General features: G+C 68.0%; 29 protein-coding genes. 9 read left to right on the top strand and 20 right to left on the bottom strand.

The annotated features are described in order from the left end of the window. Nucleotides 1-8: 8 nt before the first annotated feature. Nucleotides 9-677 carry a CAP domain-containing protein gene (locus I0K15_RS00980; RefSeq protein ID WP_196103596.1) on the bottom strand — a complete coding sequence of 223 codons (669 nt, stop codon included), beginning with the start codon at nucleotides 675-677 and terminating at the stop codon, nucleotides 9-11. A 46-nt stretch (nucleotides 678-723) separates the two neighbouring features. Beyond that, a complete protein-coding gene (nadA, locus tag I0K15_RS00975) occupies nucleotides 724-1,779 on the bottom strand; it encodes a quinolinate synthase NadA (protein WP_196103595.1) in 1,056 nt (351 codons plus the stop codon). 212 nt (nucleotides 1,780-1,991) lie between these two features. On the opposite strand from nadA, the gene I0K15_RS00970 reads away from it, so the two are divergent. After that, the gene (locus I0K15_RS00970) at nucleotides 1,992-2,825 is read left to right on the top strand and encodes a dihydroneopterin aldolase (RefSeq protein ID WP_196103594.1); all 834 of its coding nucleotides are present in this window, start codon (nucleotides 1,992-1,994) and stop codon (nucleotides 2,823-2,825) included. 91 nt (nucleotides 2,826-2,916) lie between these two features. Here I0K15_RS00970 and I0K15_RS00965 read toward each other — a convergent pair whose 3' ends face one another. Then, nucleotides 2,917-4,086 carry an ABC transporter ATP-binding protein gene (locus I0K15_RS00965; RefSeq protein WP_196103593.1) on the bottom strand — a complete coding sequence of 390 codons (1,170 nt, stop codon included), beginning with the start codon at nucleotides 4,084-4,086 and terminating at the stop codon, nucleotides 2,917-2,919. A gap of 130 nt (nucleotides 4,087-4,216) precedes the next feature. Between I0K15_RS00965 and I0K15_RS00960 the strand changes: the two genes are divergently transcribed. Next, the gene (locus I0K15_RS00960; protein WP_196103592.1) at nucleotides 4,217-5,320 is read left to right on the top strand and encodes a glycine cleavage T C-terminal barrel domain-containing protein; all 1,104 of its coding nucleotides are present in this window, start codon (nucleotides 4,217-4,219) and stop codon (nucleotides 5,318-5,320) included. Nucleotides 5,321-5,531: 211 nt separating this feature from the next. Here the strand turns inward: I0K15_RS00960 and I0K15_RS00955 are convergent, their stop codons facing one another. The 5 genes from I0K15_RS00955 to I0K15_RS00935 all read right to left on the bottom strand — a co-directional run bounded on the left by I0K15_RS00955 (nucleotide 5,532) and on the right by I0K15_RS00935 (nucleotide 10,204). Beyond that, complete coding sequence (locus I0K15_RS00955) at nucleotides 5,532-6,311, bottom strand: SDR family oxidoreductase (RefSeq protein WP_196103591.1); 780 nt, start codon at nucleotides 6,309-6,311, stop codon at nucleotides 5,532-5,534. 332 nt (nucleotides 6,312-6,643) lie between these two features. Beyond that, nucleotides 6,644-7,969 carry a phosphoglucosamine mutase gene (glmM, locus tag I0K15_RS00950; RefSeq protein ID WP_196103590.1) on the bottom strand — a complete coding sequence of 442 codons (1,326 nt, stop codon included), beginning with the start codon at nucleotides 7,967-7,969 and terminating at the stop codon, nucleotides 6,644-6,646. Next, complete coding sequence (gene folP, locus I0K15_RS00945) at nucleotides 7,966-8,994, bottom strand: dihydropteroate synthase (protein ID WP_196103589.1); 1,029 nt, start codon at nucleotides 8,992-8,994, stop codon at nucleotides 7,966-7,968. Before folP ends, glmM begins: the two co-directional genes overlap by 4 nt. Then, nucleotides 8,991-9,650: an HAD-IA family hydrolase gene (locus I0K15_RS00940; protein WP_196103588.1), complete on the bottom strand. Its 660-nt coding sequence runs from the start codon at nucleotides 9,648-9,650 to the stop codon at nucleotides 8,991-8,993. The genes folP and I0K15_RS00940 overlap by 4 nt, the downstream gene beginning before the upstream one ends. Then, entirely contained in the window at nucleotides 9,647-10,204 is a 558-nt protein-coding gene (locus I0K15_RS00935; RefSeq protein WP_196103587.1) for a thioredoxin family protein, read from the bottom strand. The genes I0K15_RS00940 and I0K15_RS00935 overlap by 4 nt, the downstream gene beginning before the upstream one ends. A 284-nt stretch (nucleotides 10,205-10,488) precedes the next feature. Between I0K15_RS00935 and tatA the strand changes: the two genes are divergently transcribed. The 5 genes from tatA (at nucleotide 10,489) to I0K15_RS00910 (ending at nucleotide 13,969) form a co-directional block, all read left to right on the top strand. Then, on the top strand, nucleotides 10,489-10,722 hold the full coding sequence (gene tatA / locus I0K15_RS00930) for a twin-arginine translocase TatA/TatE family subunit (protein ID WP_196103586.1): 234 nt from the start codon (nucleotides 10,489-10,491) through the stop codon (nucleotides 10,720-10,722). 21 nt (nucleotides 10,723-10,743) lie between these two features. Next, a complete protein-coding gene (gene tatB, locus I0K15_RS00925; RefSeq protein WP_196103585.1) occupies nucleotides 10,744-11,175 on the top strand; it encodes a Sec-independent protein translocase protein TatB in 432 nt (143 codons plus the stop codon). A 7-nt stretch (nucleotides 11,176-11,182) separates the two neighbouring features. Further along, nucleotides 11,183-12,019, top strand: a complete 837-nt coding sequence (gene tatC / locus I0K15_RS00920) for a twin-arginine translocase subunit TatC (RefSeq protein ID WP_196103584.1) — start codon at nucleotides 11,183-11,185, stop codon at nucleotides 12,017-12,019. Beyond that, nucleotides 12,012-12,842 carry an ATP-binding protein gene (locus tag I0K15_RS00915; RefSeq protein ID WP_230374221.1) on the top strand — a complete coding sequence of 277 codons (831 nt, stop codon included), beginning with the start codon at nucleotides 12,012-12,014 and terminating at the stop codon, nucleotides 12,840-12,842. Before tatC ends, I0K15_RS00915 begins: the two co-directional genes overlap by 8 nt. Nucleotides 12,843-12,913: 71 nt before the next feature. Continuing rightward, nucleotides 12,914-13,969: a Hint domain-containing protein gene (locus tag I0K15_RS00910; protein ID WP_196103582.1), complete on the top strand. Its 1,056-nt coding sequence runs from the start codon at nucleotides 12,914-12,916 to the stop codon at nucleotides 13,967-13,969. A gap of 142 nt (nucleotides 13,970-14,111) precedes the next feature. On the opposite strand, the gene I0K15_RS00905 is transcribed toward I0K15_RS00910, so the two are convergent. The 12 genes from I0K15_RS00905 to I0K15_RS00850 form a co-directional block, all read right to left on the bottom strand. Beyond that, nucleotides 14,112-16,319 carry a 3-hydroxyacyl-CoA dehydrogenase NAD-binding domain-containing protein gene (locus I0K15_RS00905; protein ID WP_196103581.1) on the bottom strand — a complete coding sequence of 736 codons (2,208 nt, stop codon included), beginning with the start codon at nucleotides 16,317-16,319 and terminating at the stop codon, nucleotides 14,112-14,114. Next, nucleotides 16,316-16,891 (bottom strand): NADAR family protein, encoded by a 576-nt coding sequence (locus I0K15_RS00900; RefSeq protein WP_230374220.1) that lies wholly within the window; start codon nucleotides 16,889-16,891, stop codon nucleotides 16,316-16,318. The genes I0K15_RS00905 and I0K15_RS00900 overlap by 4 nt, the downstream gene beginning before the upstream one ends. A gap of 73 nt (nucleotides 16,892-16,964) precedes the next feature. Beyond that, nucleotides 16,965-17,447, bottom strand: a complete 483-nt coding sequence (locus tag I0K15_RS00895; RefSeq protein ID WP_196103580.1) for a cupin domain-containing protein — start codon at nucleotides 17,445-17,447, stop codon at nucleotides 16,965-16,967. After that, nucleotides 17,444-17,890 carry a hypothetical protein gene (locus I0K15_RS00890; RefSeq protein ID WP_422393998.1) on the bottom strand — a complete coding sequence of 149 codons (447 nt, stop codon included), beginning with the start codon at nucleotides 17,888-17,890 and terminating at the stop codon, nucleotides 17,444-17,446. Before I0K15_RS00890 ends, I0K15_RS00895 begins: the two co-directional genes overlap by 4 nt. Beyond that, nucleotides 17,891-19,102, bottom strand: a complete 1,212-nt coding sequence (locus tag I0K15_RS00885; RefSeq protein ID WP_196103578.1) for an acetyl-CoA C-acetyltransferase — start codon at nucleotides 19,100-19,102, stop codon at nucleotides 17,891-17,893. A gap of 16 nt (nucleotides 19,103-19,118) precedes the next feature. Further along, a complete protein-coding gene (locus I0K15_RS00880) occupies nucleotides 19,119-19,463 on the bottom strand; it encodes a hypothetical protein (protein ID WP_196103577.1) in 345 nt (114 codons plus the stop codon). A gap of 7 nt (nucleotides 19,464-19,470) precedes the next feature. After that, on the bottom strand, nucleotides 19,471-20,097 hold the full coding sequence (locus I0K15_RS00875; protein ID WP_196103576.1) for a glutathione S-transferase family protein: 627 nt from the start codon (nucleotides 20,095-20,097) through the stop codon (nucleotides 19,471-19,473). 132 nt (nucleotides 20,098-20,229) lie between these two features. Beyond that, nucleotides 20,230-21,384: an acyl-CoA dehydrogenase family protein gene (locus tag I0K15_RS00870; protein WP_196103575.1), complete on the bottom strand. Its 1,155-nt coding sequence runs from the start codon at nucleotides 21,382-21,384 to the stop codon at nucleotides 20,230-20,232. 136 nt (nucleotides 21,385-21,520) lie between these two features. Further along, entirely contained in the window at nucleotides 21,521-23,296 is a 1,776-nt protein-coding gene (locus I0K15_RS00865; RefSeq protein WP_196103574.1) for an acyl-CoA dehydrogenase C-terminal domain-containing protein, read from the bottom strand. 49 nt (nucleotides 23,297-23,345) lie between these two features. Then, entirely contained in the window at nucleotides 23,346-23,741 is a 396-nt protein-coding gene (locus tag I0K15_RS00860; protein ID WP_196103573.1) for a MerR family transcriptional regulator, read from the bottom strand. A 175-nt stretch (nucleotides 23,742-23,916) separates the two neighbouring features. Next, complete coding sequence (locus tag I0K15_RS00855) at nucleotides 23,917-24,324, bottom strand: DUF7282 domain-containing protein (protein WP_196103572.1); 408 nt, start codon at nucleotides 24,322-24,324, stop codon at nucleotides 23,917-23,919. A gap of 75 nt (nucleotides 24,325-24,399) precedes the next feature. Then, on the bottom strand, nucleotides 24,400-24,543 hold the full coding sequence (locus I0K15_RS00850; protein WP_196103571.1) for a hypothetical protein: 144 nt from the start codon (nucleotides 24,541-24,543) through the stop codon (nucleotides 24,400-24,402). 89 nt (nucleotides 24,544-24,632) lie between these two features. On the opposite strand from I0K15_RS00850, the gene I0K15_RS00845 reads away from it, so the two are divergent. Next, nucleotides 24,633-25,529, top strand: coding sequence for a LysR substrate-binding domain-containing protein (locus I0K15_RS00845; protein ID WP_196103570.1), 897 nt, complete (start codon nucleotides 24,633-24,635; stop codon nucleotides 25,527-25,529). After that, nucleotides 25,526-26,347, top strand: coding sequence for a glutamate racemase (locus I0K15_RS00840; protein ID WP_196103569.1), 822 nt, complete (start codon nucleotides 25,526-25,528; stop codon nucleotides 26,345-26,347). Before I0K15_RS00845 ends, I0K15_RS00840 begins: the two co-directional genes overlap by 4 nt. The last annotated feature ends 72 nt before the right edge of the window (nucleotides 26,348-26,419 follow it).

Genomic DNA, 26,419 nt, shown 5'->3' with positions numbered 1-26,419 from the left:
GCCTGGCGTCACTGAAGGAGCACCTGGGTGGCGATGAGGCGACCGCACAGCGTCTCCTCCTCCGTCACGGCGAAGCCTGCGCCGTGGCGGCTGAAGGCGGGGTCGAGCAGGTTGGAGCGGTGCTCGGAGCTTGCCAGCCAGCCCTCGACCAGCGAGCGGCCCGCACTCGCATAGGTCTGGCGCGGGATCTCGGCCGGGGTGCGGCCGACGAGGCCCTGTGCCCGGTCGGTCAGCCCGACGCCGCGCTCATAGGTGAAGCGGCACTCGGCGGCGCTGAGCACGCGGTAGTCGCGGCCCTGCTCGTACTGGACCATGTAGTCCTGCCCGATATTCTCCGCGACGCGGTTGGGCTGCAGCCCCTCGGCCTGGACCCGCGCGACCAGCGTCTCGCGCCCCGGCACCGGGGAGGCGTGGTCGAAGAAGCCGAGCCGGACCATATCGTCGGAATGCTTCTGCGCGGCATTGTTCAGCCCCGGTTCGACCGCGAGCAGCGGCAGGCCCGCATTGCAGCGCGCGGTGTTCACCGCATGCAGCACCGCGAGGTTGAAGAGCGCCGGGTTGTGGCTGCCGTCGCGCGGCAGCTCCACGTCGAATTGCGAGCCGAGCGGCAGCGGCTGGCAGGCAAGGGCGGCCCCCGGAAGGGCCAGGGCGAAGATGAGCGTGAAGATGCGAAGCATGGACTAGTCCCCAATCTGTCCAAGGATGCGGTGAACGCGGACCGCGTCAGGAATTCGTGACCTCGATCATCCGCTCGACCGCGCGGCGAGCGGGGGCGAGCAGCTCCTCGGGCACGGTCACCTCCTCCGTTCCGGAGTGCAGCGACCAGAGGATGTTCTCGAGGCTGATGCGTTTCATATGGGGACAGATGTTGCACGGGCGGACGAAATCCACGTCCGGTGTCTCTGCCGCCACATTGTCGCTCATCGAACACTCGGTGACCATGACGACCTTTTCGGGGCGGTTGGTCTTCACCCACTGGATCATGCCGGCGGTGGAGCCCGTGAAATCGGCCTCGGCGACCACTTCAGGCGGGCATTCGGGGTGCGCGATGATGGCCACACCCGGATAGCCCTCGCGGAAGGCGCGCAGCTCTTCGGCGGTGAATTGTTCGTGAACGATGCACGCGCCCTCCCAGTAGACCACGCGCTTGGTAGACTGGGCGGCGATGTTCTGCGCGAGGTATCCGTCGGGCGTCATGATGACGGTGTCGCCCGGCTGCGCCTCGACAATGGCCAGCGCGTTGGAGGAGGTGCAGCAGATGTCGGAGGCCGCTTTCACCGCGGCGGTGGTGTTTACGTAGCTGACCACCTGTGCGCCGGGGTAATCCGCCCGCATCTTCGCGATATCCGCGGCGGTAATCGAGGAGGCGAGCGAGCAGCCTGCACGGCTGTCGGGGATCAGGACGGTCTTCTGCGGGTTCAGGATCTTCGACGTCTCAGCCATGAAGTGCACGCCGCACTGGATAATCGTCTGCTGACGGACCTTCGTGGCCTCGATCGCCAGTTGCAGACTGTCACCGGCCACGTCCGCCACGCCGTGGAAGATCTCGGGCGTCATGTAGTTGTGCGCGAGGACGACGGCGTCCTTCTCCTTCTTGAGCCGATTGATCTCCCGCACGTAGGGGGCAAAGCCCATCCAGTCGGGCTCGGGGATCACGTCCTTGACGATGTCGTACTGCGCCGCGGTGGCGCGCATCGCGGCCTCGGAGGGTTCCAGGTCGTAATGCGCGGCAAGCTCGGCGCGCGCGGCCTCGGCCTTGGTATTGGCGTTCAGGAACATGGTGCCGCTCCTCCCGACATTGTTATGCTCACGTTGAGCATATGGGTGGTCTCAAAAAAGCGCGCAAGGGCGCGCCGGATTTGCAGCAACCTGAGCGTGCCTCCCGGTTTTGTCAAGCGAGGGCCGGAAAGCGGCGCTGCGGGTCGGTTCCGCGCTTGTGAGCAGGGGCGGCGCAGGCTAGGGCGACGGGGACAAATCTTCGGGGGACCGGCATGGCCGACGATCTTCTCACCGCGTTTTCTCCCTTGGCCGAGCGGGCCGCGGCGGAGGCCGAGTGGCCCGACCGCATCTCGGTGCGCGACTACGTCCGCGCGGTCGAGATCGGTGCGTTCGAGAGCGAGCGCGGCCAGACCCAGCGCCTGCGCTTCGACATCGTGCTGGAGGTCGCGGCGAGTGCCGAGGGCGACGACGTCGACAGCGTGCTGAGCTACGACACGCTGGTCGGTGCGGTGGAGGCGGAGCTGGCGGAGCGGCGGCTCAACCTCTTGGAAACGCTGGCCGAAGGGATCGCGGCGCGGTCGGTTTCTGACCGGCGGGCGCGGCGCGTCTTCGTCCGGGTCGAGAAGCTCGACCGCATCCCCGGCGCGCTGGGCGTGGAGATCGTGCGGCGGCGCGAGGATGTGTTGGCGCAGGCCCCCGACGGCCCCGCGCCGCGTGTGGTGCGGCTGGAGGCAGGGGCGGATCACCGGGCGCTGACCGGTCCCGCGGTCGTCGTTCTGCCGCCCGAGCAGGCGCCCGACGTGGCCGGTGAGGCGGGGCGGCGCCTGACGCTGCTCGCCATGGAGCAGGCCGCGTGGGAGCTGGCGGGGCGCGACCCGCGCTTTACCGTCGCCGCCAGCCGGACGGAGATCGACTGGGCGCTGGGGCAGGGCCTCGTCTGCCTCTGGGCGCCGTCGAAACTCGTGCTCGCCGCCGCCGTGCCGCCGGAAGCCGAGCCTATCGCCTTGGCGGACTGGCTCGCGCGGGAGCTTGGCGCGGGCGAGGTCGAGACGCTCGGGTCGGACGGCGGGATGCGAACGGCGGCAGCCTCCGGCGGGGATATTTGACGAAGAGAGAGGGCCTTAGCTGGCTCGCCGATGACCGCGAAGAGAGAGTGGCGCTCCGGCCCGGCACGGGCGGCCGTGGTCGGAGCGTGCCCTACTCCGCCGCCTGCTCCACATGCCGCTCCCAGGGATCGGCGACGCGGCTCTGGTTCACGCAGGGAAAGACGTGGGCGTGGTCGCGGCGCAGCGACAGCACCAGCGGCGTGCCCTCCCGCGGCATGAAGACGCCGGGGATCACAGCCTTCAGGATCGAGCCGTCATGGTCCATGGCGAGCTCCACGAGGCTCTGGTTGCCCATGAACCGCGCCCGCGCCACCCGCCCGCGGGCCGGCACGCCATGCTCCACGGTGGGGCGCACCGGCGCCTCCTGCCGGTCGAAATCGAGGCGGCAATGCTGCGGGCGGAAGACGATCTCCACATCCGCGCCGTCGACGAGGCCCGGCGTCAGGAAGAGGCCGAACGGCGTCTCCGTCTGCCGGTCCTTCACCACCCCGTGCACCACGTTCACGTCGGAGAAGAAGGCCGCCGCCTCCCGGTCCACCGGGTTGGTGTAGATCGTGTAGGGCGCGCCCACCTGCACGATCCGGCCGCGGCGCATCAGCGCGATCTTGTCGGCCATGCGCATCGCCTCGTCGGGCTCGTGGGTGACGAGAAGAACCGCCGTCCCCTCATCGCGCAGGATGTCGAGCGTCTCGTCCCGGATCTCGTCGCGCAGGCGGTTGTCGAGGCCGGAGAAGGGCTCGTCCATCAGCATGATCGCCGGCCGCGGCGCGAGCGCGCGGGCCAGCGCCACCCGCTGCTGCTCACCGCCCGAGAGCTGGTGCGGATACTTCGCATCGTAGCCGGCGAGGCCCACCCGGGCGAGCAGTTCGCTCACTCGCGCCGCCTTCTCCGCCTTGCCGCAGGTCAGCCCGAAGGCGACGTTGCCCGCCACATCGAGATGCGGAAACAGTGCGAAATCCTGGAACATCAGCCCGACCGAGCGCCCCTCCGGCGGCTCACTGCGCGACGGGTCCGCGACCTTCCGCCCCGCGATGCGCACCTCGCCGTGCGTCGGTGCCTCGACCCCCGCCGCAATGCGCAGCGTCGTCGACTTGCCGCAGCCGGAGGGGCCGAGCAGGCAGGTCACCTCCCCCGGCATCAGCGCCAGCGTGAGGTCGCTGACCACGCGCGCGCCTTCGTAATCGCGGCACACGTCGCGCAGCTCCAGCCGGGGGATCGTCTCGCTCAAGACCGCTTTTCCTAGCAAATCGCTCGGGTTCATCTCCGAAATAGCAATGCCCCGCGGCCGGAGCAAGGGCAGGCGAAAAGCGACGTCCCGCCCGTCGCCCATGGAGGCGAAATCCCCGCGACACCTCCCGCAGGATGGCCGGAAAAACGACGGGAGGACCTCGATGTACGGCATCTCGATGGGAACGCGGATCCGGCGCAGCCCCTACCATGCGGCGACGGTGGCCGCGGGCGTGACCAGTTTCACCACCTACAACCACATGCTGATGCCCACGAGCTATGGCGATCCGCAGGCGGAGTATCGGCGCCTCATCGATGGCGTCGCCATGTGGGACGTGGCGGTGGAGCGGCAGATCGCGCTGAAGGGACCCGATGCGCAGCGGCTCGCACAGGCGCTGTGCTGCCGGGAGCTCTCGAAGCTGAAGCCGGGCCAGGGCCGCTATGTCGCGCTCTGCGATCACCGCGGGGTGTTGATCAACGATCCGGTGCTGCTGCTCCACGAGGACGGGACGATCTGGCTCTTCATCGCCGACAGCGACGTGCTGCTCTGGGCGCGCGCGGTGGCGGCGGAGCGGCGGCTCGACGTCGAGGTGGAGGAGGAGGACATCGCCCCCCTCGCCGTGCAGGGCCCGAAGGCGGAGGACGTGATCGCCGATCTCTTCGGCGAGGACATCCGCGCGATCCGCCATTTCGGCTTTCGGGAGGAGCGGCTGGGCGACATCCCCCTCGTCCTCGCCCGCTCCGGCTGGTCGAAGCAGGGCGGGTTCGAGCTCTACCTGCGCGACTCGCGCCGGGCGACGGAGCTGTGGAACCGGGTGGCAGAGGCGGGCGCGCCCTACGACATCGGGCCCGGCGCCCCGAACCCGTCGGAGCGGATCGAGAGCGGGCTGCTTTCGGTCGGCGCGGACACCGACGATGCGACGACGCCCTTCGAGGTGCGGATGGAGCGGTTCGTGGACCTCGAGATCGACGCCGACGTGATCGGCCTGCCGGCGCTGCAGGCCGAGGCGGCGCGGGGTCCGAAGCGCCACCAGCTCGGCGTCGTGTTCCCCAAGGCCGCGCCCGACAGCCATGCGGAGCGGCTGACGCTGACCTCGGGCAACCGTCGCGTCGGCGAGATCACGGCGACGGCGCCCTCCCCCCGGATGGGCAAGACCATCGGCCTCGCGCTGGTCTCACGCGAGGTGGAGCCGGGCGCCGCGCTCGACACGATCCTGCCGGACGGCCGCTCCGCCCCCGTGGAGCTGCGGGAGCTGCCGTTTCTGTGAAGTGAGAGGGCGCCGAAGCCGATCGCAACCGTCCCGGCCTAGCGCCGGGACCGTTCAGTTCCTGTTGCTACGGTCTGTCCGAGTCACGACATCGAAAATCGAAAGGAGCGGCCCCGGATCAAGTCCGGGGCGGTACCCTTTGTGACCGTCCCGGCCGAAGAGCCGGGACCGCTCGTATCAAGACGCGGCAAGCTGAAAATCGCGAAGCCCCCTAAAGCGTCGCGTTCACCCCGCCACCGTCGTGCAGGATGTTCTGCCCCACGATGAAGCCCGCATGCTGCGAGCAAAGGAAGGCGCAGACCGCGCCGAACTCCTCCGACGTGCCGTAGCGGCGCGCGGGGATCGTCGCCTCGCGGCGGCGCTTGGCCTCCTCCATCGTGATGCCCTCCTTCTCGACCACGCCGCCGTCGAGCGCCACCGCGCGGTCCGTCGCGTGGATGCCGGGCAGGAGGTTGTTGATGTTCACCCCATGCTCGGCCACCTGTCGCGCGGTGCCTGCGACATAGCCCGTCAGCCCTGCCCGGGCGGAGTTCGACAGGCCCAGCACGGGAATCGGCGCCTTCACCGATTGGGAGGTGATGTTGACGACCCGGCCCCAGCCCTTGTCGATCATCTTCGGCAGCGTGTGCTTCATCAGCATGATCGGGGTCAGCATGTTGGCATGCAGCGCCGCCTCGAAATCCGCGATGTCCCAGTCGGACCAGAGACCCGGCGGCGGGCCGCCCGCGTTGTTCACCAGGATGTCCGGATCGGGCAACACGTCGAGCACTTCGGCGCGGCCCTCCTCCGTCGTGATGTCACAGGCGACGGTCTTCACCTCGACGCCGTGTGCGGCGCGGATCGCCTCCGCCGTTTCCTCCAGAGTCGATGCGGTCCGCGCGTTCAACACGAGATCCACGCCCGCCGCCGCCAGCGCCTCCGCACATCCGCGGCCAAGCCCCTTCGAGCTCGCACACACGATCGCCTTCTTGCCCCTGATGCCGAGATCCATGCCATTCCTCCCTTGTTTCAAAGCCATATGGCGGCCCATTCCGACTCATAAACCCCGCCCAGCAGCCATCATCCTAAAGTTTATGGCCGTGATCCGTGGTTCATAAACTCCGTTTTCGCGAACCGCTGACCCCTTCGGCAGATGCGAACTGGGGCGTCGGCGCGCATGGTCAATTCGTCGGTACCGTTCAGGCGAGCACGCCCGCCGCACGGAACGGTCCGGGGATGGGGTGGTCCGGATCTGAGGCATATTCGGACCGACCGGACCGACCGTCACTAGGGTCAGGCGGAGCGGGGTGAGGCCCGCCTGACCCACTACCCTCTCAGGCAAACTCAGTCAGCGGATGCGACGGCGGCAGCGATGTCGTCGACGACCTTTTCGAGGAGCTTCGGGTCCTCGCATTCGCCCATCACGCGGATCAGCGGCTCGGTCCCGCTCGCCCGGATCACCAGGCGGCCACGATCGGCGAAGCGCTTCTCCCCGTCGGCGATGGCGCTCTTCACGCTGGCCTGCTCCAGCGGCGCACCGCCGGAGAAGCGGACGTTCTTCAGAAGCTGTGGCACCGGCTCGAAGACATGCAGCAGGTCGCTCGCCTTCTTCCCGGTCTCGACCAGCGCCGCGAGCACCTGAAGGGCCGCGACGAGCCCGTCGCCGGTCGTCGCCACGTCGGTCAGCACGATGTGCCCCGATTGCTCGCCACCGAGACGCCAGCCGCCCGCGCGCATCTCCTCCACCACGTAGCGGTCGCCGACCTTGGTGCGCTTGAGGCCGACGCCGCGGCCCTTCAGGTACCGCTCCAGCCCCATATTCGACATCACCGTGGTCACGAGGCTGTCGCCCGGCTCCAGCCGGCGGCTCGCGATCAGCGCCATGATCTGGTCGCCATCGGCCTGCCGCCCGGTCTCGTCGAGCACGATGATCCGGTCCGCGTCCCCGTCGAGACAGAGGCCGATATCGGCGCGGTAATCCACCACCGCCTTCGCTGCGGCCCGCGTATCGGTGGAACCGCAATTGAGGTTGATGTTGTAGCCATCGGGCGCGACGCCGATCGGGATCACCTCGGCCCCGAGTTCCCACAACACCTGCGGCGCGACCTTGTAGGCGGCCCCGTTGGCGCAATCGAGCACCACCCGCAGACCGGACAGACGCAGGTTGCGCGGGATCGTCGTCTTCACGAATTCCGCGTAGCGCCCGACGCCGTCCTCGACCCGGCGGGAGCGTCCGATGCCCCGCGGCGGCGCCAGCGACGGCGTCTCGGCCACCAGCCGCTCGATCTCCGCCTCCGCCGCATCGTCGAGCTTGTAGCCATCGGGGCCGAAGAACTTGATGCCGTTATCCTCGAAGGAGTTGTGACTGGCCGAGATCATCACGCCCAGATCCGCCCGCATGGAGCGCGTCAGCATCCCCACCGCGGGCGTCGGCAGCGGACCGAACATCAGCGAGGACATACCCACGGCGTTGAAGCCCGCCGTCATCGCCGTCTCCAGCATGTAGCCCGACCGGCGCGTGTCCTTGCCGATCACCACCTGGTGCGCGTGGTCGCCGTTCCGGAAATACGCCCCCGCGGCCATGCCGAGCCGCATGGCCATCTCCGCGTTCATCGTCGCACCGTTCGCCCGGCCGCGCACACCGTCGGTGCCGAAGAGCTTGCGTGTCATGTCTGTCCCCCCTGTGCTCCGCCCCAGTTCGGGTCGTTGAGCGCGCGCCACAGGCGCAGCGTTTGCATGGCGCCGCCCGTATCATGGACGCGCACGACCTGCACCCCCTGCCCGAGCGCGGCCGCCAGCACCGCATGGCTGCCGGGATCGCGCGCCTTGGCGTCCTCCACCCCCGCGATGGTCCCGATGAAGCGCTTGCGGGAGGCGCCGACCAGCACCGGGCAGCCGAGCCCGTGGAACAGCGACAGCCCGCGCAACAGCGCGAGGTTGTGCTCCAGCGTCTTGCCGAAGCCGATGCCGGGATCGATCAGCATGCGGTCGCGGCGCACACCATGCGCCTCGATCATCAGCACCCGCCGCTCCAGCCAGTCGTAGACGTCGAGCAGCACATCCTTGTAGTGGGGCGCGTCCTGCATGGTCTGCGGATCGCCCTGCGCATGCATCAGGCAGACCGGGGCGCCGGTGCGCCGAACGACATCGAGGCTCTGACCGTCGAAGGTCAGCGCCGAGACGTCGTTGAAGATATCTGCCCCCGCTGCCAGGGCCGCGCGGGCCACCCGCGACTTGCGCGTGTCGATGGAGATCGGGGTCTGCAGCTCCTCGCGCACCGCCTCGATCACGGGCAGGACGCGGGTCACCTCCTCCGGCTCGGCGACGGTTTCGGCCCCGGGCCGCGTGCTCTCGCCCCCGATATCGAGGATGGAGACGCCCTCGCCCGCCATGCGCTCGGCCGCGGCCACCGCGACATCGACCTGCACGTGGTCGCCGCCGTCCGAAAAGCTGTCGGGCGTCGCGTTCAGGATGCCCATGACATGCGGGCGATCCATCGCGAGCCCCGCAACCGGCGCCCGCGGCGCACTCAGCCGCTCGGCGGTCTCATCGTCGAGGGTCTGCGCGGGGATGAAGCGCGGCGGCCGGCCGCGCACCAGCATTTCCACATCGCGAAACCAGAGCGGCCCGCCGGCGAGCGGCAGGGCGTCGGAGGGCCGGGGGCCGGACTGCACCAGCGGACGCGCCCGGATCATGCGGCCTGCGCCTCCAGCCGGGCGACCAGATCCGGCAGCTCGGACCACGCGGCGAAGCGGCCCTGCGCCGGGACGTCCGCGGATTTCGCCCGGCCCGCGGGTGCGAAGAGCAGGAACGGCACGCCCGCGTTCTGTGCCGTCTGCGCATCCACGGTGCTGTCGCCGATCATCACGACCGGCGCCTCGCCGGGAAGCTGTCCCGCCGCGTGGTGCAGCATCGCCGGATCGGGCTTCAGCACGTCGAGCGTCCCGGCCCCCGTCAGCCCGGTGATCGGCGGCACAAGGTCGAGCCGCTCCAGGATCTCGCGCGCCTGGGCCTCGGGCTTCTGGGTGCAGACGGCGAGCGCATGGCCGCGCTCCACCAGCAGCTCCAGCGCCGCGCGCGCACCCGGATAGGGCCGCGTCTCGCCCAGGGGATCGGCGGCATAGACCTCGATCATCCGCCGCAGGTAGGGCCCGACATCGCCGCCGGGCACACCGCCCGTCGCCTCCAGCACGCCCTTGATCTGCGCGCGCATGCCCCAGCCGACATGCGCGACGTAGTCCTCGGCACTCATCGGCGCGCGGCCGAGCTCGCCCAGCACCACGTTCGCCGCCGCCGCCAGCGTCGGCACGCTGTTCACCAGCGTCTCGTCGAGGTCGATGACGAGCCTCACGCGGCCTTCCACTTGATGGAGCAGCCGATGGAGGCGTGCTGAACCTCCGGCCCGTGCCCGGTCCGCTCGATCAGCGTCAGCGCGTCGAGCAGTTCGGGCACCGTCTCCGCCCCCGCCGCCGCCTTGCCCGCGGAGTCGAGCCGCCCGCGATAGCGCAGGGTCAGCATCGCGTCGAAGGCGAAGATGTCGGGCGTGCAGACCGCGCCGTAGGTGCGCGCGACCGCCTGGCTCTCGTCATGCAGATAGGGAAACGGGAATTCATGCTGCCGGGCGAAGGCCGCCATGTGCTCGAAATCGTCCTCCGGATAGGCCACCGGATCGTTGGAGCAGATGGCCGCGACCCCGTAGCCCCGCCGCTGCAGCTCCGCCCCGGTCAGCGCCAGCCGGTCCGCGACGGCCTTCACATAAGGGCAGTGGTTGCAGATGAAGAAGAGCACCAGCCCGCGCACCCCGCGCAGATCGCCCACCGACCAGTCGCGCCCGTCGACGCCGGGCAGGCCGAACTCCGCCGCGGGCCATCCCATCTCGCCCGCCGGTGTCTGGGTCAATGCCATCGCAACCTCCCTCGCTGTCATTCGGGTATAGGCGCGCAGGCCCGGCGCGACAACGCGGGGCAGCCTTCTCCGACGGAGTTTCCCTGCAAAAAACGGTCTGTCTCGATGACACGTGCCCTGTAGACGAAGAAGCAAGGCAAGAAGAAGCGGGGCCTGCTCGCGCTAATCTGAGCCTGGCGCGTCCACAATTGGGTTTGAAGGCCTCCGCGAAACCTCATACATAGGGAGCAACGGAACAGGACCGGGGCGCAACCCGGCGCAGACAGTCGCAGGAGGGTGCGCAAATGCTCAACAATATCGGGGTTCCCGGTCTTCTTCTCATCGCCGTCGTCGTGCTGGTGCTGTTCGGCCGCGGCAAGATTTCCCAGCTCATGGGCGATGTCGGCAAGGGCATCACCTCGTTCAAGCGCGGCATGGCCGAGGGCGCGGACGAGGACAAGAAGATCGAGGAGGCCAAGGACGTGACCCCGCGTACCGAGGCCGAGCAGGAGGCCGAGGTCCAGAAGGACCGCGCGTAAGCGCGGCCGGGGGCGGACCCCATGTTCGACATCGGTTTCTACGAGATGGTGATCGTGGGCGTCGTCGCCCTGATCGTCGTCGGCCCGAAGGACCTGCCGAAGATGTTCCGCACCGTGGGGCAGTATGTCGGCAAGGCCCGCGGCATGGCGCGCCAGTTCCAGAACGCCATGAACGACGCGGCCCGCCAGTCCGAGCTGCAGGACGTCAAGAAGGCGATGGACGGCGTGAGCCAGGGCGTGAAGGCCGCGACCGATCCGCTGGGCCAGGCCACGAAATCCGCGCGGGCCTACGCGAACTCGATGATGACCGAGCCCGACCCGATCGCCGAGGAAGAGGCCGCCAAGCGCGCCGAGGCCGCCGCGGCGAAGTCGGCCGCGACCGAGCCCCATTTCGACGAGATGCCCGATCCGGAGCCCGCCGCCGAGCCGGTTCCGGCCGAGCCCAAGAAGTGACCCGCCGATGAAGGACGAGGATATCGACGGCTCCGCCATGCCGCTGGTCGAGCATCTTGCGGAGCTGCGCACGCGCATCATCCGCTCGGTGCTCGCACTGCTGATCGGGATCGTGATCACGTTCTATTTCTCGGAAGCGGTGCTGAACTTCATCTCCGAGCCCATTGCCGACGTGCTGCGCGCGCGCGGCGAGGACCCGCGGCTGATCTTCACGGCACCGCAGGAGAAGTTCTTCGTCCTGATCCGGATCTCGCTGCTGACCGGGCTCGCCGTCAGCTTCCCGGTGATCGCCTACCAGATGTGGCGGTTCGTGGCGCCCGGGCTCTATCGCGAAGAGAAGGGGGCGTTCCTGCCCTTCATCGTCGCCTCGCCGATGCTGTTTCTCGCAGGTGCGGCGTTCGCGCATTACGTGGTCACGCCGCTCGCCATGAACTTCTTCATTGGATTCTCGGACGTGATCCCGGCGCTGACGACGCTGGTGACGGGGCAGGGGGCGGAAGACGTGGTCGCCGCCGATGACGAGCTGACGACGGTCTTCCTCGGCTCCGTGCGGGAGACGCTGGATATCTCGCTGAAGTTCATCTTCGCCTTCGGCATCTGCTTCCAGCTTCCGGTACTGCTGACGCTGATGGGCATGGCCGGGCTGGTAAGTGCCGAAGGGCTGAAGAACGTGCGCAAGTACGCCGTCGTCGGCATCCTCGTCGTTGCGGCCCTCGTGACGCCGCCCGATGTGATCACGCAGGTCATCCTCTTCGTCGTGGTCTATGCGCTCTACGAGATCTCGATCTGGCTGGTCATGGCCGTGGAGCGCAAGCGGGCGCGGGAGGAAGCCGAGCTTGGCTGATCCGCTGGAGCGGATCGCGGCGGCCCTCGAACGGATCAGCCCGCCCCCCGCACCTGCTCCGAATTGGAGCGCCTCCGCCTATGTCTGGCATGTGGAGCCCGACTGGTTGGAGCCGGTGGCGGAGGTGGCCCGTGTGCCGCTCGACCTGCTGGTCGGCATCTCGCGGGCGCGCGACACGCTCGTCGCCAACACCGCGCAATTCGCGCGCGGCCTGCCCGCCAACAACGTGCTGCTCTGGGGCGCGCGGGGCATGGGCAAGTCGAGCCTCGTCAAGGCCGCCCACGCGGAGGCGGGGCAGGGCACCGTCCTCGTTGAGATCCACCGGGAGGATCTGCCCTCCATCGGGCGGCTCCTGAACCTGCTGCGGTGTGTCGAGCGGCGCTTCCTGCTCTTCTGCGACGACCTGTCGTTTTCCCATGACGACGCCCATTACAAGAGCCTGAAGGCGGTGCTCGACGGCGGGATCGAAGGGCGGCCGGAGAACGTGATCTTCTACGCCACCTCCAACCGCCGCCACCTGATGCCCCGCGACATGATCGAGAACGAGCGCGGCTCGGCCATCAACCCCTCGGAAGCGGTGGAGGAGAAGGTGAGCCTCTCCGACCGGTTCGGCCTGTGGCTCGGCTTCCACGCCTGCTCGCAGGACGAATACCTCGCCATGATCCGCGGCTATTGCGACCGCTACGGGATCGAGATCGACGACGAGACCCTGCGGGCCGAGGCGATCGAGTGGCAGCAGACGCGCGGCGCCCGCTCGGGCCGCGTCGCCTGGCAATACGTGACGGATCTCGCGGGCCGACGTGAGGTTTCGTTAAGCCTCTGAACTTTAGTGCATGGACTCCGAAGGTGCGCTGACCGAGGAAAGGTCGTGTAACGCCATTCGGGGACAGGTGCGTGGCCGACTTCAATATCTTCGTGTTCAGCGCCTTCAACCTGACGGTCGGGGGCGACCAGGCCTTCGGCTCCGGCGACACCAACGGTGACGATACGCTGAGCGTCAACGACGACATCGCCGTGGGCAGTGAGAGCGGCCAGACGCTGTCGGTGTCCGATACCGATAGCGGGACGACATCGGGCTCCGGCGGTGTGCCCAACAGTATCGTGTTCCAGGACGGGACCGGCCGCAGCCAGGTGACGAACGAGGCGATCACTCTGACGGTCGATACCGGCTCGGGTCCCACGAGCCAGACGATCCCGGCAGGCAGCCAGATCCAGTCGGAGTTCGCTTTCGTGGCGAGCGATGCGGAGGGGAACAGCTACCGCTTCCTCGCGATCCGCTTCAATCCGCCCGGAAGTGGCAACAGCGATCTCGTCACGGCGGGCTACACCACCGATGGTCCGCCTCCCCCACCCGGAACGGCACTGACGGTCGACTCCACGTCGGACAACGGCAACACGCCCTATTCTGACATCCCCTGCTTTCGCAGCGGCACGCTGATCGCGACGCCGACTGGGGCGTGCCCGATCGAGCGGTTGCGGCCGGGTGATCTGGTGGTCACGGCCGATCGGGGGCCGCGGCCGGTGGGGGCCAACCTTGTCCGCCGCATCCGGCCCCGTACGCTGCGCGAGCGGCGCGACGTGGCACCCGTGGTGCTGCCGCCCATTGCGGGACACGCGCCCCTCCACGTCTCGCGCAACCACCGGATGGTGCTGCGGCGGCCGGAATGCCTGCCGCTCTTCGCGGTGGAGGAATGCTTCGTGCCGGCAAAGGCCCTGCTAGCGCTTTCACCCGGCGTGGTCAGCCTGTTGCTGGAGGAGGTGACCTATCATCACCTGATGCTCGACCGGCACGAGGTGATCTTCGCGAACGGCTACGCGGCGGAGACGTTGCTGGCCGGGGAAGGGGCATTCGACATGGCGCCCCGCCCGCCGGTTGCGGGTGGCGCCGCGCGGCTCTGCCTGACGCCAGCGGAGATCAACCTGCTCGACCGTCCCCGTCTGGTAGGCTGATCAGGCAAAGACGCCTGCGCGGCTCCAGAGCGCCCCGCCCCGTATCACTCTCTTCAAATACGCAAATCCGACGACCGCCGCCGGGCGATGCGAAAGGGGCGGAGCCTCAGGCCCCGCCCCCACTCTTGGAATCGGGCCTGGATCAGGCCGCGGCCTTCGCAGCCTCCGGACCGAAGCGCCCGTAGAAGCTGTCGCCTTTCGCCGCGAGGTCGCGCAGCAGCTCCGGCGTGGTGAACCGCTCGCCGAAGCGCGCGGTCAGGTCGTCGCAGATCGCCACCGCCCGCTCGGCGCCGAGGATGTCGAGCCAGGAGAACGGGCCGCCGGACCAGGGCATGAAGCCCCAGCCGAGGATCGCGCCCACATCGCCCTCGCGAATGTCGAGGAGCACGTCCTCCTCCAGCGCGCGCACGGCCTCGAGCACCTGCGCCATGGCGAGGCGGTGCTGCACGGTCACGAGGTCCGGCTGCTCCTCGGCGTTCGGCCACTGCGCGCGCAGGCCCTCCCACAACAGCTGGCGCTTGCCCTTCTCGTCGTACTCGTAGAAGCCCGCATTGGCCTTGCGGCCGAGCCGCCCGGCCTCGTAGAGCGCGGTGATCACGTCGTCCGCGCCGGACTGCGGATAGGCGTCGCCCATCGCGGCCTTGGTCGCTTTCATGATGTTGTAGCCGAGGTCGATCGAGGTCTCGTCGGTGAGCTGAAGGGGCCCGAGCGGCATGCCGAGCTGCTTGGCCGCATTCTCGATCAGCGCGGGCTCGACGCCCTCGGCCACCATCCGCGCGCCCTCGTTCACGTAGGGAATGATGCAGCGGTTGGCGTAGAAGAAGCGGGCGTCGTTCACCACGATCGGCGTCTTGCGGATCTGGCGCACGAAATCGAGCGCCTTGGCCACGGCACGGTCGCCGGTCTCGGCCCCCTTGATGATCTCGACCAGCAGCATCTTGTCGACGGGCGAGAAGAAGTGGATGCCGATGAACTGCTCAGGGTTTTTCGACGCCTTGGCAAGCTCCGTGATCGGCAGGGTGGAGGTGTTCGTGGCGAAGATGCAGTCCTCCCCGATCACCTCTTCCACGGCCTTGGTCACGGTCGCCTTGACGCCGACATCCTCGAAGACTGCCTCGACGATCAGGTCGCAATCGGCGAGGTGCGCATAGTCCGTGGTCGCGGTGATGCGGCCGAGCACCTCGGCCTTCTTCTCCTCCGTCACTTTGCCGCGCTTCATGCCCTTGTCGAGCAGGCCCTCGGAGTAGGACTTGCCCTTGTCCGCGGCCTCCTGCTTCTGGTCGATCAGCACGACCTCGATGCCCGCATTGGCGGAGACATAGGCGATGCCCGCGCCCATCATGCCCGCGCCGAGGATGCCGACCTTCTTCACCGTCTGATCGGCCACGTCGGGGCGGTTCGCGCCCTTCTCCAGCGCTTCCTTGTTGAGGAAGAGCGAACGGATCATCGCGGCGGAGGACGGGTTCATCAGGACCTTGGTGAACCAGCGCGCCTCGATCTTCAGCGCCACATCGAACGGCACCATGGTCATCTCGTAGGCGGCGGAAAGAAGCGCCTTGGCCGCCGGGAAGGCACCCTGCGTCTTGCCGTGCACCATCGCGGTCGCGCCGACGAAGGTCTGGAAGCCTGCGGGGTGGTAGGCCGCGCCGCCGGGCATCTTGTAGCCCTTGGCGTCCCACGGCTTCACGATGTCGGCGTCGGTCGCGCCCTTCACCCATTCCTTCGCCGCGCTCAGCAGCTCATCGGCAGGCACGACCTCGTCGACCAGGCCCGCGCCCTTCGCCTTCTTCGGCTCGACCATCTTGCCTTCGAGCAGGAACTGGGACGCGTTCATAACGCCCAGCATGTGGATCAGGCGCGTGGTGCCGCCCGCGCCGGGGAAGATGCCGACCATGATCTCGGGCAGGCCGATCTTGGCCTTCGGGTTGTCCGCGACGAAGCGGCGGTGGCAGGCGAGGCCGATCTCCAGCCCGATGCCCGCGGCGGTGCCGGGGCAGGCCCAGGCGACGGGCTTGCCGCCCTTGTTGGTCTTCGCATCCATGTTGTTGCGCTCGATCTTGCGCAGCAGGTGGTGCATCCGCATCGTGCCGTCGAAGAGGCCCTTGGCGGGTTCGTCGCCCGCATCCTCGCGCATCTTGGCGAGGATGTTGAGGTCCATGCCGCCCGCAAAATCCTTCTTCGCGGAGGTGATGACGACGCCCTTCACGCTCTCATCCGCGAAGGCCTTGTCGAGCCCGTCATTGAGCTCCTGAAGGCCCTCCAGCGTCATCACGTTCATGGACTTGCCAGGCAGGTCCCAGGTCAGCGTCGCGATGCCGTCGGCGTCGACGTCGTAGTGGAAGATGGTCATGAGCTTCCCTCTTTCATGATTCCTGTCGGCTCAACAGCCGGAATTTCGTTGGTGTGGGCGTCGCGCATGACATCGCGGACGCCCATGAGCACGCGGCCAAGCAGGTTCGCACCTGGCCATTGATCCGTTGGTGTCTGCGACGCATTCGTCGCGTCGAGGCCGATGCCCCAGATGAAGTCGATGGGGCTGGCTTCCGCGAGCGGGCGCTCGCCCGTTTGAAGCAGCTTGCGTCGCAAGCCCCGGTTCTGTTCGTATTTCGCGAGGCTCACTTCGGCGACGATCCGTACGCGCTCGGCGCTCCACGTTTCTTCGTCGAAGCCTCGAACCTTGCGGCCAAGAGCCTTCTGCCGGCCCGGATCATCGGTTTTGAGGATCTCTCCGGCGATCTTTCCATCGCCGAAGAGATGTGCCTTGCCGTACATCATCGCCTGCTCGGCGCATTCGAACCGCTTGCCCCAAACCTTGAACGTGGACATGTGCCACTGGCTGAACGGGCCCTTCCAGAAAAAGACCCATTGGTCCGGCCGAACTCCAATATCGGCCGGAGGAGGGGCAAGATGAAAGGCGCTCAAAATCCGCCTCCGATCAGCAGATCCCGGGTGAGCGCGGCCGCGCCACCCGTGTCGATACCGTATTGGGAGAGGGTCATGCCGCTCCTCCCTGAGTGGGTTCTATTCTGGTGCCGTCGCGCCGCGTCAGCCACGACCGGCCGTTATCGGTGTGCAGGACGAGATCGAGATCGGCGTAGTGGCAGCGGTCTCGCGAGGCACGACTTCCGACCACGAGAAAGCGCGCGGGGGCGTCGGACCGGTTCACCAGGTGATGACCGTTCTCGACCCCGGCCGGGAAGGCTGCGATCTCGCCGGACTGCATCTGCGTTTCGCCACCGTCGTCGATCAGCGTCAGCACGCCGTCGAGCACCACGACGAGTTCGTCCGTCCCGCTGTGCCAGTGGCGGTGCGAGGAGGCCGCGCCGGGATCGAGCGTCTCGACATTCGCACCGAGATGCCTCAGCCCCGCGGCCTGTCCGATGGCGCGGCCCTCGTAGGTGCCGAGCGGCCCGCCGAACGGCTCCGCCGCGTCCGGCCCGCTATAGCGCGGCGCATCGGAAGGGCGGACGACGCTCACACCTCGCCCCCGATCAGGAGGTCGGGATCGGCGGTTTCCAGGAACATCGGGCGGCGGACCGCCTCGTTGTGCGGGATGTGCAGCGAGATCTTGTAGCCGCCCGCCCGCCGCCGCAGACCGTAGGTGCAGTCGAAGCGGATGATCTCCTCGCCTTCCCCGGTCTGGTAGCGCCAGCGCACGTCGGCCATGACGATGCCGTGCTCGAAGGAGCGGACGTCGCGCAGATCCATCTCGATCCGGGCAAGGCCCAGCTTCGAATAGGTCTCGTGCACGTTCTTGCCGATAGCGAGCATCTCGGTCGGGCCGTCGCAGACCAGCGTCTGGTGGGGTCGCATGAGGACGACGCTCGTATCGTAGAGCTCCGACCACTCGTCGTGCCGGCCAGCCTCGAAGGCCGACCGGAACGTCTCAAGCGTTTTCTCGACGCCCGCCAGATGCATCAATCACACCCGCTCGATGATGGTGGCCGCGCCCATGCCCGACGCGACGCAGAGCGTGGCGAGCGCCGTGCCCTTGCCGGTACGCTCCAACTCGTCGAGGGCCGTGCCGATGATCATCGCGCCGGTCGCGCCCAGCGGGTGACCCATGGCGATCGCGCCACCGTTCACGTTGACCTTGTCGTGGTCGACGTCGAAGGCCTGCATGAAGCGCAGCACGACCGATGCGAAGGCCTCGTTCACCTCGAAGAGGTCGAAGTCGGAGATCGCCATGCCGGTGTCCTTGAGGATCTTCTCGGTCACAGGGACGGGGCCGGTCAGCATGATGGTCGGATCGGTGCCGATCTTGGCGGTTGCCTTGATCCTGGCGCGCGCCTTCAGCCCGTGCTTCTCGCCGAACTCCTTGGAGCCGATGAGCAGCCCCGCGGAGCCGTCGACGATGCCCGAGGAGTTGCCCGCGTGGTGGACGTGGTTGACCTTCTCGAGCTCCGGATACTTCAGGAGGGCGATGTTGTCGAAGCCGGGCATGACCTCGCCCATCTCCTTGAAGGCGGGCTTCAGGCCGCCGAGCGACTGCATGTCGGTGCCCGGGCGCATGTACTCGTCATGGTCTAGGATAGGCAGGCCGTTCTGGTCCTTCACCGTCATGACGGACTTCTTGAAACGCCCTTCTTCCCAGGCCTTTGCGGCACGTTTCTGAGACTCGACCGCGTAGGCGTCGGTATCGTCGCGGGAAAAGCCGTACTTCGTCGCGATGATGTCCGCGCCGATGCCCTGGGGCACGAAATAGGTCTTCATGGCGACGGAGGGATCGACCGCGATAGCCGCCCCGTCGGAGCCCATCGGCACGCGGCCCATCATCTCAACCCCACCGGCGATATAGGCATGGCCCGCGCCGCCCTTCACCTGGTTGGCGGCGAGGTTCACGGCCTCCATCCCGCTCGCGCAGAAGCGGTTGATCGAGAGGCCCGGCGCCTTCTCGTCGAAGTCGGAATAGAGCACCGCGGTGCGTGCGAGGCAGCCGCCCTGCTCGCCGACCTGGGTGACGTTGCCCCAGATCACGTCCTCGATCTCGTCCGTCGCCAGATCGTTGCGGTTCTTGAGCTCGTTGAGCACTTCGGCGGAGAGACGGGCGGAGGTCACCTCGTGCAGCGAGCCGTCCTTCCGGCCCTTGCCGCGCGGGGTCCGCACGCTGTCGTAGATATAGGCTTCGGTCATTTCGATCCGCCTTTCTTTAGCTGATCCAGGAATACCATAGACGCGCCACGGCGAGCGTGCCGAGTGCTGCGATCGCGAATTGCCACCGGTAGAGGGGGATGAGGCTGCGCGTCGTAGGGGCGAGCCGATAGGCGACGTAGAGCACGACGATTACCCCCATCGGCAGCACGACGCCCGCCTCGACCATCAGGAGGAGACAGGCGGACACGAAGGAGATTCCGGCCACCACCTGTGCCGCGGCGGGCATCAGCGGGTTCTCGGGGTCCATGTTGCTCGTGTCGGGCTGCGCCTCGCGCGCCGGCTGGATGACGAGGGCGAGGCCCGTCAGGAACAGTGCTGCAATCCACCAGAGTGCGGTCATTCGATCCTCATTTCGCGCCGGGCATCAGGTCATAGGGATGCTGCCACTTCGGCAGGTCCGCCACGCGGTCGAGCCACGCGGCGATGTTCGGCCACTCTGCCCGATCGAAGCCGAAGGGCTCCGGATAATACAGATAGGAGCAGCAGGACAGGTCCGCGATGGTGGGACGGTCCGCGGCGATCCAGTCACGGCCTTCGAGATGGTCGTTCAGCACCGCGTAGGCGGCCTTGAGCCGGCCCTGGGCGAAGGCGATGACGTCCGGGTTGCGCTTCTCCTCCGGCAGGAAGTTCATCAGGAAGCGGGTCATCCCGATCTGGGTGGAGAGCTTGTGGTTGTCCCACAGGATCCAGCGCAGCACCTCGCGCCCCTCCGCCTCGTCGGCCGGGGCGAACTGGCCGGTCTGCTTGGCGAGGTAGTCGAGGGCGACGCCGGACTGGCAGATGCGGGTTTCGCCGTGGTCGAGCACAGGAACCTCGCCCATCGCATTGATCTCGCGAAACTCGGGCGTGCGGGCCGCGCCCTTGAAGAAGTCGACGAAGACGGGCTCCCAGTCGCAGCCCGATAGTTCGAGCATGAGGGCCACCTTGTAGGCGTTGCCCGACTGGGCGAAGCAGTGGAGCTGGTACTCGGCCATGTGCTGTTCCTTGCCACCGTCCCAGCCGTTGCGCCGGGACCTTTCCAGACGGCCCCGGATCAGGTCCGGGGCGGTTCCTCGCGCGGATCCGTCCCGGCCAATGCGCCGGGACCGCCCGCGTTCACGCCACGCTCAAAGTCCCCGCCCGATGATCTCCTTCATGATCTCGTTGGTGCCGCCGTAGATCTTCTGCACCCGCGCGTCGGCCCACATCTCGGCGATGGGATACTCCATCATGTAGCCGTATCCGCCGAAGAGTTGCAGGCACTCGTCGATCACCTTGTTCTGCATGTCGGCGAGCCAGTACTTGTTCATCGCCGCCGTCTCGACGCTGAGCTCGCCGCGGACATGGGCCGCGATGCAGGCGTCGTTGAAGGCGCGGGCGGCGACCGTGTTCGTCTTGCACTCCGACAGCTTGAAGCGCGTGTTCTGGAATTGGAGGAGGTTGCCGCCGAAGGCCTCCCGCTCATTGCAGTAGTCGATGGTGCGGCGCACGGCACCTTCCATGGCACCCACGGCGCCGGTGCCGATCACCAGCCGCTCCTGCGGGAGCTGCTGCATCATCTGGTAGAAGCCCTGGTTCTCCACCCCGCCGAGCAGGTTTTCCGGCGCGATCTCCACCTCGTCGAAGAAGAGTTCGGAGGTGTCGGCGGCCTTCAACCCGACCTTGTCGAGGTTGCGGCCGCGGCGGAAACCCTCCGCGTTGTCCGTTTCCAGCGCCATGAGCGAGATGCCCTTCGCCCCCTGGCTCGGATCGGTCTTGGCCGCGACCAGGATCAGGTTGGCGTGCTGGCCGTTGGTGATGAAGATCTTGGAGCCGGTCATGCGGTAGGCGTTGCCGGATTTCACCGCGCGCGTCTTGATCGACTGGACGTCCGAGCCGGTGGAGGGCTCGGTCATCGCCAGCGCGCCGACCAGCTCGCCCGTCACCATCTTGGGCAGCCAGCGCGCCTTCTGCTCGTCGGTGCCGTAGGCGATGATGTAGTGCGCGACGATGGGCGTGTGGATGCCGTAGCCCCAGCTCGCGAGGTTTGCGCGGGAGCCCTCCATCAGGATCACCGCGTCGTGGGAGAAGTCGCCGCCCGAGCCGCCGAATTCCTCGGGGATGGAGGAGCCGAGCAGCCCGACCTCGCCGGCCTCCAGCCAGGTCTCCCGCTCCATGATCCCGTCATGGCGCCACTTTTCCATGCGGGGGGCCCATTTCTCGGCGATGAACTCCCGCGTCATGTCCTCGAGCATCACGTGCTCGTCGGTCATCCAGTCGGACTTGAGGTTCTGGAAGGTCATCGTCGGGCTCCCTTTGGTGCGGCCTCTGGCGGGCCTTTGGTGTGCGGGGAGGTGCCCCGCGAAGTGTGGGGGACTGCCCCCTCCCCAACCCTCCCCCCGCGAGGGGGAGGGGGCGATATGCGTGAGGCCCGGGGCCTCAGAAATTGGCGGCTTCGAGCGCCATGATGGTCTCGCCACCCGCCTGGACGCGGGTCAGCAGCAGGCCCGTCTCCGGCAGTTTGCGGGTCATGTAATAACGGCCCGTAACCAGCTTGCTCTCATAGAACTCCTTGTCGCCGGTGCCCGCGTCGAGTGCGGCGTAGGACGCCTTCGCGATCCGGGCCCACATCAGGCCGAGGCAGACATGGCCGAACATGTTGAGGAAGTCCTGCGCGCCGGACAGCGCGTCGTCGGGGTTCTTCATGCCGTTCTGCATGAACCACATGCCCGCGGCCTGCAGGTCCTTCGATGCGGCCTTCAGCGGCTCGAGGAACTCGGTCATCCGCTCGTCGTCGCCGTTCTCCTTGATGAAGGACTTCACCAGCTCGAAGAAGGCCATGACGTGCTTGCCGTTGTCGGAGGCGAGCTTGCGGCCCACCAGATCGAGCGCCTGGATGCCGTTCGTGCCCTCGTAGATCAGGGCGATGCGGCAGTCGCGGACGAACTGCTCCGCACCCCACTCCTTGGTGAAGCCGGAGCCGCCATAGACCTGCTGGGCGGAGATCGCCGCATCCAGACCCTTCTCCGTCAGGAAGGACTTCACGACCGGGATGAGGAGCGAGACCAGACCTTCGGCATCCGCGTCGTCGTTGCGGTGCGAGCGGTCGATCATCGTCGCGGCCCAGAGCATGAACGCACGGCCGCCCTCGACGAAGCTCTTCTGGTCCATCAGCATCCGGCGCACGTCCGGGTAGTGGATGATGCTGTCGGCGGCCTTCTCCGGCTCCTTGGTGCCGGTCACGGCGCGGCCCTGAATGCGGTCCTTCGCGAAGGCGAGGGCATTCTGGTAGGCGACCGAGGCCTGGCCGAGACCCTGCATGCCCACCCCGAGGCGCGCTTCGTTCATCATCGTGAACATGGCGCGCAAGCCCTTGTGCTGCTCTCCGATCAGGAAGCCGGTGGCGCCGTCGTAGTTCATCACGCAGGTGGCGTTGCCGTGGATGCCCATCTTCTCCTCGAGGCCGCCGCAGGACACCGCGTTGCGCTCACCGAGGGAGCCGTCTTCCTTCACCATGAACTTCGGCACGATGAAGAGGGAGATGCCCTTTACGCCCTCGGGACCGCCGGGGATCTTGGCGAGGACGAGGTGGATGATGTTCTCGGCCATCTCGTGCTCACCGGCGGAGATCCAGATCTTCTGACCGGTGATCTTGTAGGTGCCGTCGTCCTGCGGTTCCGCCTTGGTGCGGATCAGGCCCAGATCGGTGCCGCACTGCGGCTCCGTCAGGTTCATGGTGCCGCCCCACTTGAAGCTCACGAGGTTCGGCAGATAGGTCGCCTTCTGCTCGTCCGAGCCGTGGGCGTGGATCGCGGCATAGGCGCCGTGGGTCAGGCCCGGATACATCATCAGCGCCATGTTGGCCGAGGAGTGCATTTCACCCACCGCGACCGACAGCGTGTAGGGCATGCCCTGGCCGCCATATTCCGGATCGCAGTCGAAGCCGGTCCAGCCGCCGTCGCGCAACACGTTCACCGCATCCTCGAAGCCCTCCGGCACGCGCACCACGCCGTTTTCCAGCTTGCAGCCCTGCTCGTCGCCCACCCTGTTGAGCGGGGCGAGCACGTCGCGCGCGATCTTGCCGGCCTCTTCGAGCACCGCACCGGTGAAGTCGCGGTCCATCTCGTCGAAGCCGGGGATGTCCTGCTCGTTCACCTTCAGGACATCGTGGAGAACGAAGTCGAGGTCTTTGGTCGTGGGCTCGTAGAAGGGCATGTCTCTCTCCGTAGGACTAGGTGCGGCGCGGAGCCGTCATTCTTGATTGTTACGCGGCCACGGCGACACCGCGGGCGCGCAGGATGTCGCGGGCGGTTTCCATCTGCTCTTCGAGCTCGCCGATGGCCGCCGTCAGTTCGTCGCGCTGGGCCTTCATCGCGCTCAGCCGCTCCATCGCGACCTCGTAGGTGCGGGCAAGCTGGGTGCGCTGCTGGTCGCCGATGTCGTAGAGGTCGAGGAGCTGCCGGATCTCCTCCAGGCTGAAGCCGAAGCGCTTGCCCTGCAGGATCAGCTTCAACCGCGCGCGGTCGCGGCGGGTGAAGAGCCGGCGCGAGCCGTCGCGCACGGGAAAGAGCAGTTCCTTGGATTCGTAGAAGCGCAGGGTGCGCGGGGTGACATCGAACTCGGCGCACATCTGGCCGATCGTGCTGAAGGTCTCGCTCATCGGTTACCCCTTTTCAGGTCTTGGCGGGAACGTGCCAATGCGCCGAGGGGGTTTCAACCGTCAAGTTGACGTTCACGTAAAGCTTCACGCAACGTCACGGAACGAGAGGCGGCGGATGGCGGGGCTGCCATCCGCCCCGGTGCGCGGGAAGGGGGGACGCGCGCACCGGATCGCCTCACTGCGCGGTGATGACCGTCATCACCAGATCGCCGTCGAGGCGGTAGGGCCCGTCCTCCGGCGCGCCGAGGGTGTATTCGAAGATGCCGGTCTGCGTCCCGCCGTCCTCGCCGTGGATCATCAACATCAGCATGTCGCCGGGGGTGACATCTTCGGTCAGGATCGCGGTCACCTCGGCATTTGCGCCCGCGCGCAGGGGCGCGTGGCCGACCACGGGGCCGGGCGTGCGGTCCGCGTCCGTGCGGTGCACGACCATCCAGCCATTGGCCGGGGCCACGACGCTGTCCGCGACGACGGTGCCGCCCGACACGTCCTGGTCCATGGCGCTGACGCCCAGCGTGGTGTGCCCCGCGGCGAAGAGCGGCGCGGCGGCGAGCAGGCTTGCAAGAAGGATTGCGGGTCTCATGACATCTCCCTTTCGATCAGGCCCCGGGTCCGTGCCCGGCGCGATCTCAGCCACGAAGCCGACGGTGCGGGAGTTTCAGCGGCGGCGCAGCGCCTCACGAAGCGGTGATGGCAGGTCGTCGCGTTCGTGCTGTGTCATACGCCGGATCTCGGGATGGTCGAACGGGTCGGGTGCGGGGGCCGGTGGCCTGCGGAGCGCGGCGAGAAGGGTGCGCCACATGAGCTGTCCTTTCAGATTTTCTCAGCCTCTACCGTTTCTAGGAGGAGTTTTCACTGGAGAAGGATTGGCCGCAGGTTTAGAAAAACTGCATGAACGAGCTCAGTCGCATCCACCTGAACGGCCTGCGCGCGGTGGAGGCCGTGGCGCGGGAGGGCTCGCTGGCCGGTGCCGCGGCCCTGCTGGGCGTGACCCCCGGTGCGGTCAGCCAGCATGTGCGGCGGGCGGAGGCGCAGCTCGGCTGCACGCTCTTCGATCGCGGTGCGGGCCACCTTGTCCCGACGCCGCTGGGGGCCGAGGTGGCCGACGAGCTTGGCCGCGGCTTCGGCTTGCTCGCCGCCGCGGTCCGGCGCGCGCGGCAGGCGGGGCAGGGGACGCTCACCGTCTCCGTCGCGCCGATCTTCGCCTCGAAATGGCTGGTCTGGCGGGTGCAGGACTTCGCGGCGGCGCATCCCGAGCTCTCGCTGAGGATCGATGCGGCGGTGGAGATGGTCGATCTCGACCGCTCCGACACCGATCTCGCGATCCGGGTGGGGCGAGGCCCGTGGCGCGGCGTGCGGGCGGAGCGGCTCGCCCGGCAATACGTCTTCCCGGTCTGCAGCCCGGCGCTGGCGGAGCGGCCGCTCGCCGAGATCCCGATGCTGGTCGACCGCAACGGCCCGGACTGGTGGGCCGCGTGGCGGCAGGCGTCGGGCAATGCGGAGCCCGCCGGTCCGCCCGGCCCGGTCTATTCCGATGGGGCGCTCTGCCTCGATGCGGCGATCGCGGGGCAGGGGGTGTTCCTCGCCTGGCCGACGCTGGCGGGGGATGCTATCGCGCGCGGCCAGCTTGTGATCGCGCGGCCCGGCGTGCTCGACACCGGCGCCTCCTACTGGATGGTGACGCGGGCGGGCGAGCCGCGGTTGCCCCCGAAATGCGCGGCCTTCGCGGCGTGGCTGCGCGCGGCCTTGGCCGAGAGCCACGCGGCCCTGGGACTGGAGACCTCATGAGCGGACCGATCGGTGTCTTCGACAGCGGCCATGGCGGCCTGACGACGCTTGCCGCCCTGCGCGCGCGCCTGCCCGACCGGCCCTTCGTCTATCTCGGCGATCACGCCAACGCGCCCTATGGCGTGCGCAGCCCGGCGGAGATCTCGGCGCTGACGCAGGCCAGCGTGGAGCGGCTGTTCGCGGAAGGCTGCGAACTCGTCATCCTCGCCTGCAACACGGCGGCCGCCGTCGCGTTGCGCGGCCTGCAGGAGGGTTGGCTGGCGCGAGAGCATCCCGAAAAGCGGGTCCTCGGTGTCTTCGTCCCGGTCATCGAGGCGCTGACCGGGCGGCCCTGGGCGGCGGACGGCCCGCCGGTCGATCTCGCGGGCCTGCGCATCGCGGTCTTCGCCACGCCCGCGACGGTAGCGAGCGGAGCGTTTCCGCGCGAGCTCGCCTTCCGCGCGCGCGGCGTCGAGGTTACGCAGGTCGCGTGCCCCGGCCTCGTCGATGCACTGGAGGAGGCGCGGCACGCCGACGCGCGGGAGCTCGCCCGCGGCTTCGCGCAGCAGGCCGCCGGGGCCTGCCCCGAGCGCGCCTTCCTGGGCTGCACCCACTATCCGCTGGTCCGCGACGCCTTTGCCGCCGGCTTGCCGGAGGGGGTCGAGATCCTCTCCCAGCCCGACCTCGTGGCCGCGAGCCTCGCCGATTACCTGCAGCGCCATCCTCAGCGCGCAGGCCATGGCGCAGCCCTCACCTGCCTGACCAGCGGCGATCCTGAGGCGGTGTCCGCCGCCGCCCGCGCCCTGACTGGCGAGGACTATCGCTTCCGCCCCGCCTGAGCGGGCTTCTCTCCGCCTGCGAGAGCGATTAGACCGGGCGCACCGAAGCCGGAGAGCCGCCATCTACGCCCT

This window comes from Pontivivens ytuae, from assembly GCF_015679265.1.
In the GTDB taxonomy this organism is placed as follows: Bacteria; Pseudomonadota; Alphaproteobacteria; order Rhodobacterales; family Rhodobacteraceae; genus Pontivivens; species Pontivivens ytuae.
The sequence above is the reverse complement of the archived record's forward strand: the minus strand, read 5'-3'. Positions and strand labels throughout refer to the sequence as shown.

Excerpts from the sequence above, each read along its gene's own strand:
- I0K15_RS00860 (WP_196103573.1), bottom strand. The coding sequence starts at position 23,741 with ATGAGCGAGACCTTCAGCACGATCGGCCAGATGTGCGCCGAGTTCGAT.
- tatB (WP_196103585.1), top strand. The coding sequence starts at position 10,744 with ATGTTCGACATCGGTTTCTACGAGATGGTGATCGTGGGCGTCGTCGCC.
- I0K15_RS00865 (WP_196103574.1), bottom strand. The coding sequence starts at position 23,296 with ATGCCCTTCTACGAGCCCACGACCAAAGACCTCGACTTCGTTCTCCAC.
- I0K15_RS00845 (WP_196103570.1), top strand. The coding sequence starts at position 24,633 with ATGAACGAGCTCAGTCGCATCCACCTGAACGGCCTGCGCGCGGTGGAG.
- I0K15_RS00870 (WP_196103575.1), bottom strand. The coding sequence starts at position 21,384 with ATGACCTTCCAGAACCTCAAGTCCGACTGGATGACCGACGAGCACGTG.
- I0K15_RS00970 (WP_196103594.1), top strand. The coding sequence starts at position 1,992 with ATGGCCGACGATCTTCTCACCGCGTTTTCTCCCTTGGCCGAGCGGGCC.
- I0K15_RS00850 (WP_196103571.1), bottom strand. The coding sequence starts at position 24,543 with ATGTGGCGCACCCTTCTCGCCGCGCTCCGCAGGCCACCGGCCCCCGCA.
- folP (WP_196103589.1), bottom strand. The coding sequence starts at position 8,994 with ATGATCCGGGCGCGTCCGCTGGTGCAGTCCGGCCCCCGGCCCTCCGAC.
- I0K15_RS00905 (WP_196103581.1), bottom strand. The coding sequence starts at position 16,319 with ATGACCATCTTCCACTACGACGTCGACGCCGACGGCATCGCGACGCTG.
- I0K15_RS00885 (WP_196103578.1), bottom strand. The coding sequence starts at position 19,102 with ATGACCGAAGCCTATATCTACGACAGCGTGCGGACCCCGCGCGGCAAG.
- tatC (WP_196103584.1), top strand. The coding sequence starts at position 11,183 with ATGAAGGACGAGGATATCGACGGCTCCGCCATGCCGCTGGTCGAGCAT.
- I0K15_RS00875 (WP_196103576.1), bottom strand. The coding sequence starts at position 20,097 with ATGGCCGAGTACCAGCTCCACTGCTTCGCCCAGTCGGGCAACGCCTAC.
- I0K15_RS00955 (WP_196103591.1), bottom strand. The coding sequence starts at position 6,311 with ATGGATCTCGGCATCAGGGGCAAGAAGGCGATCGTGTGTGCGAGCTCG.
- I0K15_RS00960 (WP_196103592.1), top strand. The coding sequence starts at position 4,217 with ATGTACGGCATCTCGATGGGAACGCGGATCCGGCGCAGCCCCTACCAT.
- I0K15_RS00880 (WP_196103577.1), bottom strand. The coding sequence starts at position 19,463 with ATGACCGCACTCTGGTGGATTGCAGCACTGTTCCTGACGGGCCTCGCC.
- glmM (WP_196103590.1), bottom strand. The coding sequence starts at position 7,969 with ATGACACGCAAGCTCTTCGGCACCGACGGTGTGCGCGGCCGGGCGAAC.
- I0K15_RS00855 (WP_196103572.1), bottom strand. The coding sequence starts at position 24,324 with ATGAGACCCGCAATCCTTCTTGCAAGCCTGCTCGCCGCCGCGCCGCTC.
- I0K15_RS00935 (WP_196103587.1), bottom strand. The coding sequence starts at position 10,204 with ATGGCATTGACCCAGACACCGGCGGGCGAGATGGGATGGCCCGCGGCG.
- I0K15_RS00965 (WP_196103593.1), bottom strand. The coding sequence starts at position 4,086 with ATGAACCCGAGCGATTTGCTAGGAAAAGCGGTCTTGAGCGAGACGATC.
- I0K15_RS00840 (WP_196103569.1), top strand. The coding sequence starts at position 25,526 with ATGAGCGGACCGATCGGTGTCTTCGACAGCGGCCATGGCGGCCTGACG.
- tatA (WP_196103586.1), top strand. The coding sequence starts at position 10,489 with ATGCTCAACAATATCGGGGTTCCCGGTCTTCTTCTCATCGCCGTCGTC.
- I0K15_RS00980 (WP_196103596.1), bottom strand. The coding sequence starts at position 677 with ATGCTTCGCATCTTCACGCTCATCTTCGCCCTGGCCCTTCCGGGGGCC.
- nadA (WP_196103595.1), bottom strand. The coding sequence starts at position 1,779 with ATGTTCCTGAACGCCAATACCAAGGCCGAGGCCGCGCGCGCCGAGCTT.